16 protein-coding genes are annotated in these 16,664 nt (G+C 62.4%); 4 read left to right on the forward strand and 12 right to left on the reverse strand.

Translation table 11 applies throughout. The annotated features are described in order from the left end of the window. Window positions 1-13: 13 nt before the first annotated feature. Window positions 14-1,222, reverse strand: coding sequence for a sodium:phosphate symporter (locus tag C1H69_RS10530; RefSeq protein ID WP_102653362.1), 1,209 nt, complete (start codon window positions 1,220-1,222; stop codon window positions 14-16). Between the two features lie 117 nt (window positions 1,223-1,339). Further along, window positions 1,340-1,777 (reverse strand): nucleoside deaminase, encoded by a 438-nt coding sequence (locus tag C1H69_RS10535; RefSeq protein ID WP_102653363.1) that lies wholly within the window; start codon window positions 1,775-1,777, stop codon window positions 1,340-1,342. A 51-nt stretch (window positions 1,778-1,828) separates the two neighbouring features. On the opposite strand from C1H69_RS10535, the gene C1H69_RS24590 reads away from it, so the two are divergent. Beyond that, a complete protein-coding gene (locus C1H69_RS24590) occupies window positions 1,829-2,020 on the forward strand; it encodes a diguanylate cyclase domain-containing protein (protein ID WP_102653364.1) in 192 nt (63 codons plus the stop codon). 21 nt (window positions 2,021-2,041) lie between these two features. Here C1H69_RS24590 and C1H69_RS10545 read toward each other — a convergent pair whose 3' ends face one another. Both C1H69_RS10545 and C1H69_RS10550 read right to left on the reverse strand, forming a co-directional pair. Continuing rightward, a complete protein-coding gene (locus C1H69_RS10545) occupies window positions 2,042-2,671 on the reverse strand; it encodes a cell division protein ZipA C-terminal FtsZ-binding domain-containing protein (RefSeq protein WP_102653365.1) in 630 nt (209 codons plus the stop codon). 244 nt (window positions 2,672-2,915) lie between these two features. Further along, a complete protein-coding gene (locus tag C1H69_RS10550) occupies window positions 2,916-3,458 on the reverse strand; it encodes a hypothetical protein (RefSeq protein WP_102653366.1) in 543 nt (180 codons plus the stop codon). A gap of 191 nt (window positions 3,459-3,649) precedes the next feature. Between C1H69_RS10550 and phoB the strand changes: the two genes are divergently transcribed. The 3 genes from phoB to C1H69_RS10565 all read left to right on the forward strand — a co-directional run bounded on the left by phoB (window position 3,650) and on the right by C1H69_RS10565 (window position 7,421). Continuing rightward, a complete protein-coding gene (gene phoB / locus C1H69_RS10555) occupies window positions 3,650-4,339 on the forward strand; it encodes a phosphate regulon transcriptional regulator PhoB (protein WP_102653367.1) in 690 nt (229 codons plus the stop codon). A 1-nt stretch (window position 4,340) separates the two neighbouring features. Beyond that, the gene (phoR, locus tag C1H69_RS10560; RefSeq protein ID WP_102653368.1) at window positions 4,341-5,660 is read left to right on the forward strand and encodes a phosphate regulon sensor histidine kinase PhoR; all 1,320 of its coding nucleotides are present in this window, start codon (window positions 4,341-4,343) and stop codon (window positions 5,658-5,660) included. Window positions 5,661-5,840: 180 nt separating this feature from the next. Continuing rightward, on the forward strand, window positions 5,841-7,421 hold the full coding sequence (locus tag C1H69_RS10565; RefSeq protein WP_102653369.1) for an ABC transporter substrate-binding protein: 1,581 nt from the start codon (window positions 5,841-5,843) through the stop codon (window positions 7,419-7,421). 63 nt (window positions 7,422-7,484) lie between these two features. On the opposite strand, the gene pstB (C1H69_RS10570) is transcribed toward C1H69_RS10565, so the two are convergent. From pstB (C1H69_RS10570) to C1H69_RS10605, 8 genes are all read right to left on the reverse strand, one after another. Beyond that, on the reverse strand, window positions 7,485-8,231 hold the full coding sequence (gene pstB, locus C1H69_RS10570; protein ID WP_240609907.1) for a phosphate ABC transporter ATP-binding protein PstB: 747 nt from the start codon (window positions 8,229-8,231) through the stop codon (window positions 7,485-7,487). Window positions 8,232-8,300: 69 nt separating this feature from the next. Continuing rightward, window positions 8,301-9,671, reverse strand: coding sequence for a phosphate ABC transporter permease PstA (gene pstA, locus C1H69_RS10575; protein ID WP_422666892.1), 1,371 nt, complete (start codon window positions 9,669-9,671; stop codon window positions 8,301-8,303). Window positions 9,672-9,677: 6 nt separating this feature from the next. Further along, window positions 9,678-11,048, reverse strand: a complete 1,371-nt coding sequence (pstC, locus tag C1H69_RS10580) for a phosphate ABC transporter permease subunit PstC (RefSeq protein WP_102653371.1) — start codon at window positions 11,046-11,048, stop codon at window positions 9,678-9,680. Window positions 11,049-11,135: 87 nt separating this feature from the next. Next, window positions 11,136-12,173, reverse strand: coding sequence for a substrate-binding domain-containing protein (locus tag C1H69_RS10585; protein ID WP_102653372.1), 1,038 nt, complete (start codon window positions 12,171-12,173; stop codon window positions 11,136-11,138). Window positions 12,174-12,340: 167 nt separating this feature from the next. Continuing rightward, window positions 12,341-13,069 carry a phosphate signaling complex protein PhoU gene (phoU, locus tag C1H69_RS10590; protein WP_102653373.1) on the reverse strand — a complete coding sequence of 243 codons (729 nt, stop codon included), beginning with the start codon at window positions 13,067-13,069 and terminating at the stop codon, window positions 12,341-12,343. A 25-nt stretch (window positions 13,070-13,094) separates the two neighbouring features. Next, window positions 13,095-13,940: a phosphate ABC transporter ATP-binding protein PstB gene (pstB, locus tag C1H69_RS10595; RefSeq protein ID WP_102653374.1), complete on the reverse strand. Its 846-nt coding sequence runs from the start codon at window positions 13,938-13,940 to the stop codon at window positions 13,095-13,097. A gap of 19 nt (window positions 13,941-13,959) precedes the next feature. After that, window positions 13,960-15,432: a phosphate ABC transporter permease PstA gene (gene pstA / locus C1H69_RS10600; protein ID WP_422666894.1), complete on the reverse strand. Its 1,473-nt coding sequence runs from the start codon at window positions 15,430-15,432 to the stop codon at window positions 13,960-13,962. 95 nt (window positions 15,433-15,527) lie between these two features. Next, window positions 15,528-16,661 carry an ABC transporter permease subunit gene (locus C1H69_RS10605; protein WP_102653413.1) on the reverse strand — a complete coding sequence of 378 codons (1,134 nt, stop codon included), beginning with the start codon at window positions 16,659-16,661 and terminating at the stop codon, window positions 15,528-15,530. Between the last annotated feature and the right edge of the window lie 3 nt (window positions 16,662-16,664).

Raw genomic sequence — 16,664 nt, forward strand, 5'->3', positions numbered from 1 at the left:
GGATACGCCGCGCTCAGCGCAGGCTCATGAACAGTTCGGTGGCAGTGATGCCGACGAGGGGCACCACCAGGAATACACCAATCAGGAACAGGAAGGCATAGCGTGTTCGCTTGGCCGCCAGATTGCCGTACCAACTGGCCATTCGCAGCGGGATATGGCGCAGTGGATACCAGATGGCGGTGCCGGTCAGGTTGAAGATGACATGGAACAAGGCGACCGTCATGGCGGCGGCGACGGGATTGGCGGTGGCAGCCAGCACGCTGGTGAAGGTGGTGCCAAGGTTGGCACCCATCATGAATGGCAATACGCGGCGAATGCGCACCACACCGGCTCCGGCCAATGGCACCATCAGGCTGCTGGTGATGGAACTCGACTGCACCAATACGGTAGAGACCAAGCCGATGCCATAGGCGCGCAGGTCGGTACGAAAGAAGTAGGTACTGAACAGGCCATCCATATGACGCAGCAGGGCGCCACGCAGGTTCTGCACCATGAAGATCAGCGCGGTGAACATCAGCAGCATACCCATCCCGGCGACCAACAGCCCCTGCGCGGCCAGGCTCGTGCCCAGGCTGCCACCCAGCCAGTTGGCGGCGTCCACCACCGGGGCGGTGATGACCTTGATCGGACTATCGGGCCTGGCCACCTCTTCAAGGCCGATCAGTTCGGCCACCCAGCCGGCCAGGAGAGTGAAAACGCCACGTCCAGTATCATGGAGCATGCCGCTGAACCACTCGATGGGGAATACCACCGCCACGGTGAGAATATTGAAGAAGTCGTGCATCAGCGCCGCGGTGAAGGAGCGGCGGAAGTTACTCTTGATGCGCACGTTGGCCAAGGCCACGATGACTCCGGTCACCGCGGTGCCGATATTGGCGCCCATGATCGCGAACACGGCAGTGCCCAGGGTCATCTCACCGCTGGCTACCAGGGTGACGATCAGCGCCGTCGTGAAAGACGAACTCTGCACCACCATGGTGACCAGCACACCGGCGAGCAGGGCGATAAAAGGGTTTGCCCCGTAGGCGAAGGCGCGCACCAGGAAGTCACTGTCGTCGCCGAAGGTACCCAACCCGGAACCGAGCACGTTGAGTGCGGCAAGGAACAGGTAGAGGCACAAGCCGGCATAGATGCCCCGCAGCCAGGCCGGAACCTCACGTTTCTGCTCACGCGTGAGTGCCGCCTGGGTGAGGTTGGAAGTAGAGGGGTCGATTTTCGACATGAAAAAGGCCGTTATGAGGATAAGCGTACTTGATGACGGGCGTGTGACACCCACGTTTCAGTCCGCGCACGGTAACCGCTGCAGATGACAGTTTGATGACAGCCGGCAAGACCGCTGCTATTCGCCGATATCTTCGTTCCACAACTCGGGGGATGCCTCGATGAAGCCGGTCATCAGCTCGATACACTCCTCTGACTGGATGATCTCCACTTCGACCCCACGCGAGCGCAACAGCTCTTCTTCCCCCATGAAGGTCCGATTCTCGCCAACCACTACCTTGGGAATGCCGTAGAGCAGGATCGCCCCGCTACACATCGGACATGGCGAAAGCGTGGTATAGAGAACGCAGTCGCGATAGACCGACGCGGCTTGACGTCCGGCATTTTCCAGGGCGTCCATTTCGCCGTGCAAGACCGTACTGCCCGACTGTACGCGGCGGTTATGTCCACGGCCGAGTATGCGCCCCCGGTGAACCAGAACCGAGCCGATGGGTATCCCTCCCTCCGTGAGACCCTGCCGGGCCTCCTCCAGGGCAGCCTGCATGTACTTGTCCATTGGCGATGACTCCGAATCCGCTATAGCGGAAAAATACGTGGTGACCCCGACGTGACCATAGCAAACCCCGCCCCTGCTTGCCCGCGAAAAGGGCTGACCAAAACAGGCGACCCTGACGAGAGAACCGTCGCCCGCAATGCCGACCTGGTGGCCCGTTACGGTGGTGAGGGGTTTGCGATTATTCTGCCGGATGCCGATCTGGGGAAGGCCAGGCACAATGGCCGTAATCAGGTCGCCGCCTGAGCTGACGGCACGGGCGGGGCCCTATAACGCGTTCTGCCTCAACTCATCCAAGGCGTCTTTCGACAGCACCTGACGATCCGCATCCAGGATCTGCCCCCCGATGGAGGCCACCGACTCCGTGAAGCGAATGAGGGTATCGGGGTTTCTGGCCACGCGGCGCTTGCTGATGAAGTGGACCAGTATGGAAACGCCGTTGACAATGGGCTGGTCGCCGCCCTCATGCAAAGGTGGAAGGGTGCCGGGCGGGGACGAGTTGGCGATGGTGAGTTTGTAGCCAGCTTGAGGGTCCCGGACACGATACACGCCCAGCCTGGAATCGTATTGGGCATTGTTTTCTGCCAACAGCTTGGCCAACCGGCGGTTGGTGTCCAGACCCGGCCAGTCGAGCACCACGAACATGCACTGCTGAACATCCTTGCCCGTCACCGTCTTGAACTGATGTGTCGCTGGCGTACCCGGCTGTTGGAATGGCGCTCCGGACGGCTTCTCGGGCGGATCCGATGGCGCTTCCGGCACGCCTTCCGCCGCATCGAGCCTCGTCTTCTGGTGGGATGAGTTTCTGGAGTAACGCACGATGAAATACGCCAGGCACACCAAGGCGAAAAACAATGTCACGCCAGCAAGCAGTAAAGAGCCGATTACCGGATCCATTCTGGTCTAGCCTCTTGACGAATCGATAATGTCATCCGTATTCATAAACATTCATTGTGCTTCGGCTGATGATGCCAGCGCGCGTCTTCGGGAAAAGACTACCGCAGGGCCGATGGAAGCGCTAGACAACCACGTTCCACGATACCCTCTTAATCCGCGACACATCATGACGTCGAGCATAAAAGCCAGAAAAGCCGCTTTGAGAACAGCTCAGTGATTCAATCGACAGACAAACGACGGGCGGTTAGCGCCAGTGCCGGCCATGACGTTCCCACCACGTCAGCGCAATGCTTCGATTCTCTCGATTGGTCTCCTCTGACAGCACCGTGCCTAACTGAATGTACTCCCCACCGGTCTGAGCCAGAACCGCCGGGTCCTGGGAGGCCAGTTGCAGGGCATAAAGTACAAGCATCAGTTCATGGGAACTGGTGGTGTCGATCAGGCCAAACAGCAGCGGGATGGCCGGCTCGCCAAGCTGCCCGAGCTGCTCCGCCGCGGTGTACCAGACCCGTGGATGCTCAGCCGCGCCATAGGTATCGACAAAGCGTCGGTCCGCCAATCGGCTGGCGTAGTAATGCGCCTGGTCCTCCGCCGTCACGAACAGGGGCGGCAGCCAATAGCGATCTTCCGGCGTTGCCTGTGCCTCCGCTACGGCGGGAGCCGGGGATTCCACCGGAATATCTGAAGGTAGCGACTCCAGGGGCGGCTCCGGCGAGCGCGTCGCGCAGCCACTGAGCAGCAAGGTAACCAGCAGGGCCGAGGAAAGACGCAATACTCGTGTTGTCACCTGGAGCACTCCTGTGAACGACGTATCTTCCAGCTTAGCGGTTATGGCGCATCTGTCCTGCTCTCTACCTGGCGCCATGAACGACCTGGTCGTCGAGCCGGGTAAGGCTCGGGTACGATAGCACTGTCATTCAACTGACATGATATCGTGCTGTTATCGTCATCGACCCGCTATAAACCAGAGGCCCCGCAATGACAGCCAAGACCGTCCTGATCGTCGATGATGAAGCGCCAATCCGCGAGATGATTGCCGTGGCACTGGAAATGGCCGACTATCGCGTGCTCGAGGCCGATAACGCGCTGACCGCCCACGCCATGATCGTCGATCACCAACCAGATCTGTTGTTGCTCGACTGGATGATGCCCGGCACCAGCGGCATCGAACTGGCGCGACGCCTCAAGCGAGAGACCGCCACCAGCGAACTGCCGATCATCCTGCTCACCGCCAAGGGCGAGGAGGACAACAAGATCCTGGGGCTCGAAGCAGGCGCCGACGACTACATCACCAAGCCCTTCTCGCCGCGGGAACTGGTGGCCCGGCTCAAGGCCGTGCTGCGACGCTCCACCCCGAAAGGCGTGGAAGACCTGGTCGAGATCGAGGGACTGCAGCTCGACCCGGTCAGTCACCGGGTCAGCGCCAATGGCAAGTCCCTGGAGATAGGCCCCACCGAGTACCGCCTGCTGCAGTTCTTCATGACCCACCAGGAGCGCGCCTATACGCGCAGCCAGTTGCTCGACCAGGTGTGGGGCGGCAATGTCTATGTCGAGGAACGTACCGTGGACGTGCATATCCGCCGCCTGCGCAAGGCGCTGGGCGATGATCATCAGCATCTGGTCCAGACAGTGCGTGGCACCGGTTACCGATTCTCCAACAAGGTCTGACATGCGTCCCTGGAGCCGCGAACTCTGGCGCCTGGGGCTATTGGCCTGTGCCGGTGGCCTGGTCGGCTGGCTGTTCTCGGCCTTCGAACTGGGCCTCGCTGCCGGCCTGGGTGTCTTCATCTTTCTTCACCTGCGCCAGCTCCGTGCCCTTCACCGCTGGCTGACACGCAGCCCCCAGGCCGAGCCACCCGCCGCCAACGGCCTCTGGGGAGAACTCTTCGACCGCCTCTATCGCTACCAGAAGGGGCAGCGCCATACCCAGGAGCGCCTTCGTACTACCCTCAAGCGCATCCAGGAGTCCTCCGAAGCCATGCGAGACAGCGTGGTAATGCTCGATGAGCACGGCGACCTGGAGTGGTGGAACGGTGCCGCCGAACGCATGCTCGGCCTGCGGACCAGCCAGGACCGGGGTCAGCACATCACCAACCTGGTGCGGGACCCGCGCTTCGTGGCCTACTTCACTGCCCGCGACTACCGCGAACCCCTGACGCTACCCTCCCCCATCGACGAACGGATCATCCTGCAAGCCCAGATCACCCTGTACGGCAATGACGAGCGCCTGTTGATGGCGCGGGATATCACGCGCCTGCACCGGCTGGAACAGATGCGTCGCGACTTCGTCGCCAATGTCTCTCATGAGCTGAGGACACCGCTGACCGTGCTGACCGGATATCTCGAAACCTACGCCGACAACGCCGACCAGTTGCCGCCACGCCTTGCCCGTGGCCTCTCCCAGATGCAGGGACAAACCACCCGCATGCAGAATCTGGTCAATGACCTGTTGCTGCTGTCACGCCTGGAACTCGAACAGAGCGGCGACGACCATTTGCCTCTGGATATAGGGGCGCTGCTCGAGAACGTCTGCCGCGACGCCGACGCACTCTCAGCGGGCCGCCAGCAGGTGACGGTGGAGATCGCCGAGGAGCGAACGCTTCTTGGCAGCGAACAGGAAGTTCGCAGTGCCGTGTCGAACCTGGCCTTCAATGCCGTACGTTACACCCCGGAAGGTAGCCATATCACCCTGCGCTGGAAGCGCCATGAGCACGGCGCCTGCGTGGAAGTGGAGGACGATGGGGACGGCATCGACCCGGAGCACGTCCCGCGATTGACCGAGCGCTTCTACCGGGTCGACAAGGGCAGGAGTACCACCACCGGCGGTACCGGCCTGGGCCTGGCCATCGTCAAGCATGTGCTGCTGCGCCATGACGCTCGTCTTGAGATCGATACCCGCCCCGGCCATGGCGCGCTGTTCCGCTGCGTGTTTCCCGCCACTCGGCTGGCCGCGGCGAATGAGCAGGGCTCCCGGGTACGGCGGGCCTGATCAATCGTCAAAGCGAGGGGCTGAGCCAGCGCCGCAAAGGTGTCGGCAGGTTTTCCGTTCCCATGGCCAAAATAGCGCCGCACAAGCCCGGCATGGGAAAGTTCGTATTCTCGACTAGGTTAGGGGAGGAACGACATCAGGGCCAAAAGCCCATCGAACGCTTGAAAGAGGAATAACAAGATGTTCAAGAAGACCCTACTTGTCACCACCATGATCGGCGCGATGGTGGCATCCGCCGCCCATGCCGAGACCCTGCGCTGGACCCGCTCCGCCGATAGCCTGACCCTGGACCCGCATTCCAGGAATGAAGGACCGACGCACTCGGTCAGTCACCAGATCTTCGATACCCTGCTCTACCAGGATATGAACCTCGAGCAGCAGCCCGGTCTGGCCACCGACTGGTACGTGAAGGAGGACGATCCCGAGGTCTGGGTATTCGACATCCGCGAGGGGGTGACCTTCCATGAAGGACAGGCGCTAACCGCCGACGACGTGGTCTTTTCCCTGAACCGTGCGCGTCACTCGAACTCCGACATGCGCGGCCTGCTGACCGCCATCGTCGAGGTGCGCGCAACGGACGAGCATACCGTCGAAATACAGACCGACGGCCCCAATCCGCTGGTACCCAACAACCTCACCAATCTGTTCATCATGAGCCAGGAATGGGCCGAGGAACACGGCGTCGAGGAACCGCAGGACTATGCCGCCGGCGAGGAAACCTACGCGGTGCGCAATGCCAACGGCACGGGGCCGTTCCGCCTCGAGAGTCGTGAACCCGACGTGCGCACGGTGCTCGTACGTAACGACAACCATTGGGGCATCGATCACTATCCGATGGAGATCTCGCAGTTGATCTACACGCCCATCGAATCGGCCTCGACCCGCGTCGCCGCACTGCTCTCAGGCGAAGTCGACCTGCTTCAGGAGACCCCGGTACAGGACATCGAGCGCCTGGCCGGTGCCGATGGCATCAAGAATGAGCAAGGCGCCGAGAACCGTACCATCTTTCTCGGCATGCGCAGGGATCACGATACGCTGGACAGCATCGATGTCGACAGCAACCCGTTCGCCGACCGCCGCGTGCGCGAAGCCATCAATCTGGCGGTGGATGCCACGACCATCCAGCGCTCGGTGATGCGCGGCAACTCCGAACCCGCCGGGATGATCGCGCCTCCCTTCGTCAATGGCTACTCCGAAGCACTCGACGAGGTGCTGCCAGCGGACGTCGAGCGTGCCCAGGCGCTGATGGACGAAGCCGGCTATGGTGACGGCTTCCGCATCACTCTCAACTGCTCCAACGACCGTTACGTCAACGACGAACAGATCTGCCAGGCAGTGGTGAGTATGCTGGCGCGTATCGGCATCACCGTGGACCTGGTGGCCCAGCCCATGTCGGTGCATTCCGCCGAGATGTCCCGCGAGGAATACGACTTCTACATGCTCGGCTGGGGCGTGCCTCCCATGGACTCCGAATACATCTTCAACTTCCTCTACCATACCAAGGAAGACAACCGTGGCACCTGGAACTTCACCGGCTACAGCGACGCGCGGGTCGACGAGCTGACCGTGGCCATGAGCCAGGAAGTGGACGAGAACGCGCGTAACGAGATGATCGCCGAGGCCTGGCAGATCGTTCACGACGAAATCCTCTACATTCCCATCCACCATCAGATGCTGACCTGGTCGATGCGCGACGACATCGACTTTCCCGTGCAGAGCGAAAACACGCCTCACTTCAAGTATCTACGGTTCAATAACTAAGCTATCGATACCTCTGCCCCCCGGCCGCCGCAAGCGGCCGGGGGGGCATTATTTCCCAGACTTTCATCCGAAGCGGCCGGTGATATAGTCGTGGGTTCGCTGGTCCCTGGGGTTGGTGAATATCTTGTCGGTATCGCCCACCTCGACCATGTCGCCCATGTGGAAGAAGGCCGTCTTGTGCGCGACCCGGGCCGCCTGCTGCATGTTATGGGTGACCATGGCAATGGTATAGCTGGCGCTCAGTTCGTCGATCAACTGCTCGATCTTGGCGGTGGCGATGGGATCGAGTGCCGAGCAAGGTTCATCCATCAGGATCACTTCGGGGCTGACCGCAATCGTTCTGGCAATGCACAGGCGCTGCTGCTGCCCCCCCGACAAGCTGGTACCCGGCTGGTCGAGGCGATCCTTGACTTCGCCCCACAGCCCCGCACGTTGCAGGCTACTCTCCACGACCTCATCGAGCTCGGCGCGACGCTTGGCCAAACCGTGCAGCCGCGGTCCGTAGGCGATGTTTTCATAGATCGACTTGGGAAAGGGATTGGGCTTCTGGAACACGATGCCCACCTGGGCCCGCAGCAGTACCACGTCCAGCGATGGCGCATAGATATCGTTGCCATCGAGGGTCACATCGCCCTCTACCCGGCAGCCGGTGATGGTATCGTTCATGCGGTTGAGACAACGCAGAAAGGTCGACTTGCCGCAGCCAGATGGCCCGATGAAGGCGATGACCTCATTCTCGATGATATCGAGGTCGATGCCATACAGCGCCTGGCTGTCGCCGTAGAACACCTTGACGCCGCGTGTACTCATCTTGACTTGACTGCTGTGGGTCTCGCGCTTCGGCGCGGCCTTGGGAACGGCAACGGTTGCAGTTGTCATTTACCACCTCGTCTCGAATTTCTTGCGTAGCCAGATGGCCAGCGCATTAAGGCTCAGCATCAAGGCCAGCAGCACGATGATGGCCGCTGACGTTCGCGCCTCGAAGAAGTTGCGTAGCTCGTTGCCCTGCCATAGATAGATCTGCACGGGCAGCGCAGTGGCCTGGTCCAGCGGGGAACCAGGCACATTGGATACAAAGGCATTCATTCCGATCAGCAGCAGTGGCGCGGTCTCGCCCAGCGCCTGGGCGACGCCGAGGATCGACCCGGTGAGAATACCCGGCAGTGCCAGCGGCAACACATGATGAAACACCGTCTGTATGCGCGAGGCACCAATTCCCAGCGCCGCCTGACGGATGGATGGCGGAATCGAACGCAGTGAGGCACGAGTGGCGATGATGATCGTCGGTAGCGTCATCAAGGTCAGCACCAGCCCGCCCACCAGCGGCGCCGATAAAGGCAGGCGCAGGTAGCCGATGAAGATTGCGGCACCGAGCAGGCCAAATACGATGGACGGCACCGCCGCCAGGTTGTTGATGTTGATTTCGATCAGATCGGTGAGACGGTTCTTGGGCGCGAATTCCTCCAGATAGACAGCACTCGCCACGCCGATCGGTACCGATAGCACGATCACGATCAACATCATGAACAGTGAGCCCATGAAGGCGCCGGCCAGGCCAGCAGAGGCCAGCGAACTGCGCGAGTCGGGATTGAGGAACAGCGCCGTGCTGAACGCATTGCGGATCACTCCACGTTCATGGAGTGCATCGGCCCACTCCCGGGTCTGAGCACTCAACTGTTGCTGAGCATCGGGCAGGTCGCGGTCGATATTGCCCTTGATCCAGACATCGACATTGGCGCTCGCCAGCAGCTTGAGCCGTTTCGTTTCACCCAGCAGGGAAGGGTCGTCGATGAACCGGTCACGGAGCGCACGCCGCTCACCCGAAGTGACCAGCGCACGGAGATCGCGGGTCTGCCGCGCTTCGATCTCCTCACCCAACTCGGCTTCAAGGGCATCGTCAATCAGCTGCTGCCAGTTGACCAGGCCTACCTGACTCTGCCAGGCCAGATCACGATCACGGAAATCCGCAGCCCTCTCTCCTGCTTCCTGTACCGGTCGCGCCTCGACTTGAACCACCTCGGGATCGAAATGGATATCGAGATAGAAGGTTGCCTGCCAGAAGGCCGGCAAACCACGCATCAGGATACTGGAGAAGAGGATCACCACCAGTACCATGCCGGTGGTCACCGCGGCCAGCCCCATTCGCCGGAAGCGACGCTCTTTGGCATGCCGCCTGTCGAGCGACTTCTCGATGGTTTCCAACCGTTCGCGGCGGCGCACTTCTCGAGCTTCAATGGTCAGCGTAGTCACGAGGCATTACTCATATTGCTGGCGATATCGGCGCACCACGACCAGTGCAATGACGTTCAAGCCAAGAGTGATCACGAACAGTGTCAAGCCCAGGGCAAAGGCAACCAGCGACTGCGGGCTGGCAAAGTCCATGTCACCGGTCAGCTGATTGACGATGGTCACGGTAATGGTCGACACCGCCTCGAAGGGGTTGGCGTGGAGGACCGGGTTGTTGCCCGCCGCCAGCACCACGATCATGGTTTCCCCGATGGCGCGACTCGCGGCCAGCAGAAAGGCGCCGACGATGCCGGGAAGCGCCGCTGGCAACACCACCTGGCGGATGGTTTCCGACTTGGTCGCGCCCAGCCCGAGGGCGCCGTCGCGCAACGCCTTGGGCACCTGGGTGATGATGTCGTCGGAGAGCGATGAGACAAAGGGGATGATCATGATACCCATCACCAAGCCGGCGGTCAGGGCACTGGTGGTACGGATGTTGAGACCGACCAGTTCGCCAAACCCGGAAAGGAAGGGACCAATGACGATGAGGGCGAAAAAGCCATAAACGATGGTGGGAATCCCGGCAAGCACCTCGATCACCGGCTTGGCGACGCTGCGTAGCCAAGCCGGTGCGTACTCGGCCATGTAGATGGCGGTCATCAGTCCCAGGGGGATCGCCACCAGCAGGGCGATGATGCTGACCATCAGCGTGCCCCATAGCAGTGGAAGCAGGCCATACTCGCCCTGCCCCCCCGCCCCGGAGGAACTGAACCGGGGATTCCAGGTGGTGCCGAAGAAGAATTCGACAGGGCTGACGAAACGGAAGAAATTCATCGCCTCGCCGATCATCGACAATATGATACCCACCGTGGTGAGAATCGCGACGCCTGAACATGTCGCCAGCAGAGCCGTGATCGCTTTCTCGACATGGTTCCTGGCTCGCAGCCGGGGCGTGACATGACGCCGGGCCACGACCAGTCCAACCACCGCCACGATTGACATGGTAGCCAACATGCTGAGGTGGCCAAGCATTTCGAGGCGCGCCTGTTGGCTGGCTGCCAGGCGTTCGAAATCCTGCGGATCAGCCACATTCTGCCCTGCGGCAAGCGCCGCAATACGGCGCATCACTAGCTGCTGCTCACGCTCGGAAAACGCCGCCACTTCCGGTGGCAGTTGCTGAAAAACCAGCAGATCGATGATCCCCGGCTCGAAAACACTCCACAGGATAAACAACAGCAGTGCCGGCAAGCCGCACCAGAGGGCGACCAGCACACCATAATAACCGGGTCGAGAATGCAGCCGCTCCCCACTGCCAGCCACCGCTTTGCTGCGTGTCAGACCCAGCTGATAGGCAAGGGCCATGACGATCAGTACGGTGGCGATCAAGGCAAGATTGTTCATCCTGTCTCCAGCTTCTTCCCCAACAGCCAATGACGAGAGCCGATAGAGATGCCGGCTCTCGTCGCATGGCACGCGCTACATTCGTTCTTATTCGCCGGTGGCGACGGTACGGGCCTGGAACTGCTCCAGGGCGCTGGCACGCTCGTCATCGTCCATCGGTATCAGGCCGGCGTCTTCCAGCGGACTGCCATAGCCCGAGATCATCTCGTTGAGGAAGAACTCGGTATACTCTGCCAGGCCGGGGATCACATCGAGGTGCTCGCCCTTGACATAGAAGAACAGCGGGCGTGATACCGGATACTCGCCGGAGCCGATGGTATCGAGGCTAGGCGTTACGCCATCAACGGTGGCCACCTGCAGGCGATCGCGGTTCTGATCGTAGAAGCTCAACCCGAAGACGCCCACGGCATCGGCCTGGGCGTCCAGGCGAGCCAGTGTCTCGGTGTAGTCGCCGGCAATCTCGATGATACGGCCATCGCCACGCAACGCGTTGCAGAACTCGCCCCTAGCGTCGTCGTCGAGCTGCTGGACCTCGTCGTAAGTGTCACAGCCGGGATGAATCACTCTTTCCTCGAAGACTTCACGTGTGCCGTGATTGGATGCCGGGATAACCAGCACGATCTCTTGATCGGGCAGGTCGCTATCGATGTCGGACCAACGAGTGTAGGGGTTTTCGACCATCTCGCCATCGACCGGCACTTCGGCAGCGGCGGCGGCGAAGAGATGGCGCGGCGTCAAGGCAAAGGAGTCGCGATCGGCCCGTGAGGCGAACACGATGCCATCGTAGCCGAACATCACCTCGAGCACTTCTTCAACGCCGTTGGCCTTGCAGTTCTCGACCTCGCCGCTGCGAATGGCGCGGGAGGCATTGGCGATATCGATGGTGTTCTCGCCGACACCCTGACAAAACTGGCGCAGGCCGCCACCAGAGCCGCCAGAGCCCACGACCGGCGTGTTGAACTGAGGGAAGGAGCCACCGAACTCTTCCGCGACGATGCTGGCAAACGGCAACACGGTGGAAGAACCGGCGATCTGGATGGTTTCACGGGCCATGGCCGAGGTGGAAAAACCGACCGCCAAAGAGGCGGCAACCGTGATACCAAGCGTGCTCTTGCTGAAACTCATCTTCACTCTCCTCGCTGCGTATGGGGACTGGCCGTGGCAGTGATGCCGGCCAGCTCATGTCGGCCATGTGCCGATCGCGAGATTGAGGATGCGCGTATTTGGTTGCAGAAATATGACAGGGAGCGAGGTGGTATCGAAGTTTGGGATGCTCCCCGTCCCGGAATACGTCAATCACGGCCCTTGAGGGCGGCCTCGTCCAACTCATCGAGATCGATGTGGCGGATATCCAGGCCCTTCACCAGGTAAACCACGTACTCGGCCAGGTTGTCGGCATGGTCGCCAACCCGTTCCAGGGCACGCAGTATCCACATCACACTGAGCACCGGACCAATGGCGCGGTTGTCCTCCATCATGAAGGTCATCAGCGAGCGCATGGCACTGCCGTACTCATCGTCCACCGCCTCGTCCTCGCGCACCACCTGCAGCGCCAGCTCGGTGTCGAAGCGGGCAAAGGCGGTCAGCGCATCGCGCAGCATCTTGCGCACGTGTTCGCTGATATGGCGCACTTCCACCAGCCCACGCACGGCGGTGCCGCTCTCGATCAGGCTCAGCGCGTTGCGGGCGATCTTGCTGGCTTCATCGCCGATTCGCTCCAGGTCGGCAGTGGCGCGGATTACCGCCAGCACCAGGCGCAGGTCCGAGGCCGCCGGCTGGCGCCGCGCCAGCACCCGGGTGCATTCGTCATCTATCCTGAGCTGCATGTCGTTGACCTGACGGTCGTTGTCACGGACCTTCTCGGCCAGTCGGCTATCGCCTTCAAGCAACGCCTTGACCGCCTCCTGGATCTGGTTCTCGACCAGCCCACCCATGGTCATCAGGTGGGTCTTGAGCTCTTCCAGCTCTTGATTGAACTGCCGGGAGATATGCTGGCTATGGGTATCGCTGGTGATGTCCATGTGACTCTCCTGGGGGCCGCCTAGGTCAGGCCATGCGGCCGGTGATGTAATTTTCGGTGCGCGCCAGGCGCGGGTTGGTGAAGAGGCTGGCCGTGGGGGCGTACTCCACCAGCTCACCGTCGTGCAGGAAAGCGGTGTAGTCCGACACGCGCGCCGCCTGCTGCATGTTATGAGTGACCAGCACCAGGGTCAGCTGCGATTTCAGGCTACGGATCAACTCCTCGATCTTCAGCGTCGATATCGGATCCAGCGCCGAGGCCGGCTCGTCGAGCAGCAGCACCTCGGGGCGAACCGCCAGGGTACGGGCGATCACCAGACGTTGCTGCTGGCCGATGGAAAGCGACCAGGCCGAGGCACGCAGGCGATCCTTCACCTCACCCCACAGCGCCGCCGCTTCCAGCGCCCACTCGACGATATCGTTCATTCGCCGTCGTGACATGCCGCCCTGCAGACGCAACCCGAATGCCACGTTCTCGTAGATCGACATGGGGAACGGGTTGGGCGCCTGGAAGACCATGCCCACCCGGCGCCGCAGCTCGTCCACCGCCACCTCGGGAGCGTGAATTTCCTGCCCCTCCAGACGAATGCTGCCCTGGCGGCTGACCGTTTCATCGAGATCATGCAGCCGGTTCAATGCGCGCAGCAGGGTCGACTTGCCGCACCCCGAGGGGCCAATGAAGGCCGTCACCCGTTGCCGCGGCACACGCAGGGTCAGATCGCGAAGCGCCGGCTTGCCGCCGTAGGCCAGGCTCAGCCCCTCGACGTCCAGGCAGCTGGCATCGGGCGCGAAGTCGATGATCGGTCCTGTCGAATTCGACAAGGCCGAACCCGGTCGATCCAGGCTCAGCAGAGAGGGCGGCAGTTCGGGCATCGCGTGGTCCTATCCTCGATCAGTGGCGTGACAGTGCCCCGTGACGCGCCCTGAGATAGTGGCGCAGAAATATGGCAGTCAGGTTAAGCACCAGCACTACCAGCACCAGCAACAGTGCCGTGGCGTAGACCATCGGCATGGCCGCCTGGATGTCATCGCCGTGGAAGGCGGTATCGTAGACATGATAGCCGAGGTGCATGAACTTCCGGTCAAGATGCAGGAAGGGAAATTCGCCATCCACCGGTACCTGGGGCGCCAGCTTGGCCACACCCACCAGCATCAGCGGCGCCACCTCGCCCGCGGCCCGCGCAATGGCCAGGATCACACCGGTCAACATGGCCGGCACCGCCATGGGCAGCACCACCCGGGTCAGCATTTCAAGGCGTGTGGCCCCCAGCGCCAGCGCCCCTTCTCGTTGATGATCGGGTATCCGCGCCAGCCCCTCCTCGGTAGCGACGATCACCACTGGCAGGGTCAGCAGCGCCAGGGTGAGCGAGGCCCACAAAAGGCCCCCGGTACCAAAAGTGGGCGACGGTAGCTGGTCGCTGAAGAACCACTCGTCGATGGAGCCGCCGATCCCGTAGACGAAGACCCCGAGGCCGAACACACCGTAAACGATGGAAGGCACACCCGCCAGGTTGCGCACCGCGATGCGCACCCAGTGTGTCAGGTGGCCCTGGTGAGCCACCTCGTTGAGGTAGACCGCCGCCAGCACGCCGAACGGGGTGACCAGCACCGACATCAGCAACACCATCAGCACGGTGCCGAAGATCGCCGGCCATACGCCGCCTGCCGTATTCGCCACCCGCGGCCCTTCGGAAAGAAAGCGCCATACCCCCTGCACCCAGGCGCCCATCTTTTCCGGCAGCGACATGGCATTGGGCCGCCAGGCGCGCAGCACCTCGGCCAGGGTCAGGACCAGACGCCGGCCATCGACGCTCTGCAGTACCACCACCTCCGCCTGCATGGCGTCCTGCAGGCCGCGAATCCGATCGTTGGCGACAGCCAGCCCACGTCGTGCCGCCGTATCCCCGGGGTCTTTCTCGAGCTGTCGTACCAGCGGCTGGATCACGTTGCGTTGCAGGTCATCGCGTTCATCACGCAGCGCATCGACGGCGGCCAGGCGCGCCTGAAGCGCCGCCCAGGCGACCTCGCCGCCACCGACCCCCTGGACATGGCTCCCCGCCGGCCTCACGTCGACGAGGCGGCCGATGAAATCGCCGTACCGGACACGCTCCAGCACCACCAGCTCACGGGGCTGCTCGCTGGCAACGATGCGATCCACCGCCACCCACTGCCAGACATGACCGTCGATATCCCGATTGCCGGTGAAGTAAAGTCTCTCCCTGCCCTGGCCGGTCGCCAGCGGCAGTTCCCTCACCGCACGACCCGCCAGCAGTTGGCCGTCATCGAGTTCCACCAGCGACACCGACGCCGGCCAGAAATGGCCCAGACCGCGCACGGCGATCAGCGTCAGCAGCCCCCCGAGCATCAGCAGCGACAACGCCACGCTGCCGGCAGCCAGCCAGGCCCAGGGCCCCTCCCCCCGTGGCAGCCGGGCCCGAAAACCGGCCACCTCGGCCAGGCTCACGACCGGTCTCCCAGCCGACGATAGCGACGCCGCAGCCGGCTGCGTACCAGTTCGGCCAGGGTATTGACCAGAAAAGTGAACAGGAAGAGCAGCAACGCGGCCAATATCAGTAGTCGGTAGGCGTCGCTACCCGGCACCGCCTCGGGCATCTCGATGGCGATACCCGCCGCCATGGAGCGCATCCCCTCCAGCGGACTGAGGCTCATCAATGCGGTGTTGCCGCTGGCCATCAACACGATCATGGTCTCGCCCACGGCCCGGCCAGCGCCGATCATCACGGCCGCAAAGACGCCGGGCGCCGCCGCCGGCAGCACCACCTTCCACAGGCTCTGCCAGCGGGTCGCCCCCATGGCCTGGGCGCCTTCCCCCAAGCTGGTCGGCACACCCGACAGGGCATCCTCCGCCAGGGCATAGACGCTGGGCATGACCGCGAACCCCATCGCCAGTCCGACGATGAGGGCGTTGCGGCTGGCATAGTCGATGCCCAGCTCGGTATCCAGCCAACCACGCAGATCACCACCGAACAGCCACGCCTCGAGCCATGGCGACACTTCCAGCGCCAACAGCCCCAGCACGGCCAGCCAGGGCACCAACCACAGCCCGGCCCAGGCCAACGGCAGCCGTTTTCGCATGGACGACGACAGGCTCCACCGCAGCCCGCCGGCAAGCAGTATGCCCAGCGGCATGACCAGCAGCAGGGCAAAAGCCCCGGCAAGGTGCCGTTCCACCCAGGGCGCCAGCACCAGGCCCGCCACGAAGCCGATCACCACCCCGGGCAGGGCCTCCATCAGTTCCAGGGTAGGCTTGATCCGGCTGCGCAGCCGCGACGACATGTAGACAGCGGAGTGAATGGCGGCGCCCAGTGCCATCGGAATGGCGAACACCAGCGCCCAGAAGGCCGCCTTCAACGTGCCCCAGGCCAGTGGCGTCAGCGACAGGGTGATCCGCTCCTTGTCCAGCACACCGCTGAACAGCGCCGGTATCACTTCTACCGCCAGGAAGGCACCAATGGCCAGCACCGCCAGGATCACACCGATGCCCCCCGCCGCGATCAGCCCGGTCGCCAGGCGATCGAACAGATGGCGCCGTGGAGACTGGGTCGAGGACGAAACGGGAAAGAGCTTGATCATGAG

It is taken from the genome of Billgrantia endophytica (genome assembly GCF_002879615.1).
Classification (GTDB): Bacteria; Pseudomonadota; Gammaproteobacteria; order Pseudomonadales; family Halomonadaceae; genus Halomonas; species Halomonas endophytica.

What these genes read in the sequence shown, in the direction of transcription:
- C1H69_RS10530 (WP_102653362.1), bottom strand. Translation starts at nt 1,222, where the DNA reads ATGTCGAAAATCGACCCCTCTACTTCCAACCTCACCCAGGCGGCACTC.
- C1H69_RS10535 (WP_102653363.1), bottom strand. Translation starts at nt 1,777, where the DNA reads ATGGACAAGTACATGCAGGCTGCCCTGGAGGAGGCCCGGCAGGGTCTC.
- C1H69_RS10545 (WP_102653365.1), bottom strand. Translation starts at nt 2,671, where the DNA reads ATGGATCCGGTAATCGGCTCTTTACTGCTTGCTGGCGTGACATTGTTT.
- phoB (WP_102653367.1), top strand. Translation starts at nt 3,650, where the DNA reads ATGACAGCCAAGACCGTCCTGATCGTCGATGATGAAGCGCCAATCCGC.
- phoR (WP_102653368.1), top strand. Translation starts at nt 4,341, where the DNA reads ATGCGTCCCTGGAGCCGCGAACTCTGGCGCCTGGGGCTATTGGCCTGT.
- C1H69_RS10565 (WP_102653369.1), top strand. Translation starts at nt 5,841, where the DNA reads ATGTTCAAGAAGACCCTACTTGTCACCACCATGATCGGCGCGATGGTG.
- pstB (WP_240609907.1), bottom strand. Translation starts at nt 8,231, where the DNA reads ATGAGTACACGCGGCGTCAAGGTGTTCTACGGCGACAGCCAGGCGCTG.
- pstC (WP_102653371.1), bottom strand. Translation starts at nt 11,048, where the DNA reads ATGAACAATCTTGCCTTGATCGCCACCGTACTGATCGTCATGGCCCTT.
- C1H69_RS10585 (WP_102653372.1), bottom strand. Translation starts at nt 12,173, where the DNA reads ATGAGTTTCAGCAAGAGCACGCTTGGTATCACGGTTGCCGCCTCTTTG.
- phoU (WP_102653373.1), bottom strand. Translation starts at nt 13,069, where the DNA reads ATGGACATCACCAGCGATACCCATAGCCAGCATATCTCCCGGCAGTTC.
- pstB (WP_102653374.1), bottom strand. Translation starts at nt 13,940, where the DNA reads ATGCCCGAACTGCCGCCCTCTCTGCTGAGCCTGGATCGACCGGGTTCG.
- pstA (WP_422666894.1), bottom strand. Translation starts at nt 15,432, where the DNA reads ATGCTCGGGGGGCTGCTGACGCTGATCGCCGTGCGCGGTCTGGGCCAT.
- C1H69_RS10605 (WP_102653413.1), bottom strand. Translation starts at nt 16,661, where the DNA reads ATGATCAAGCTCTTTCCCGTTTCGTCCTCGACCCAGTCTCCACGGCGC.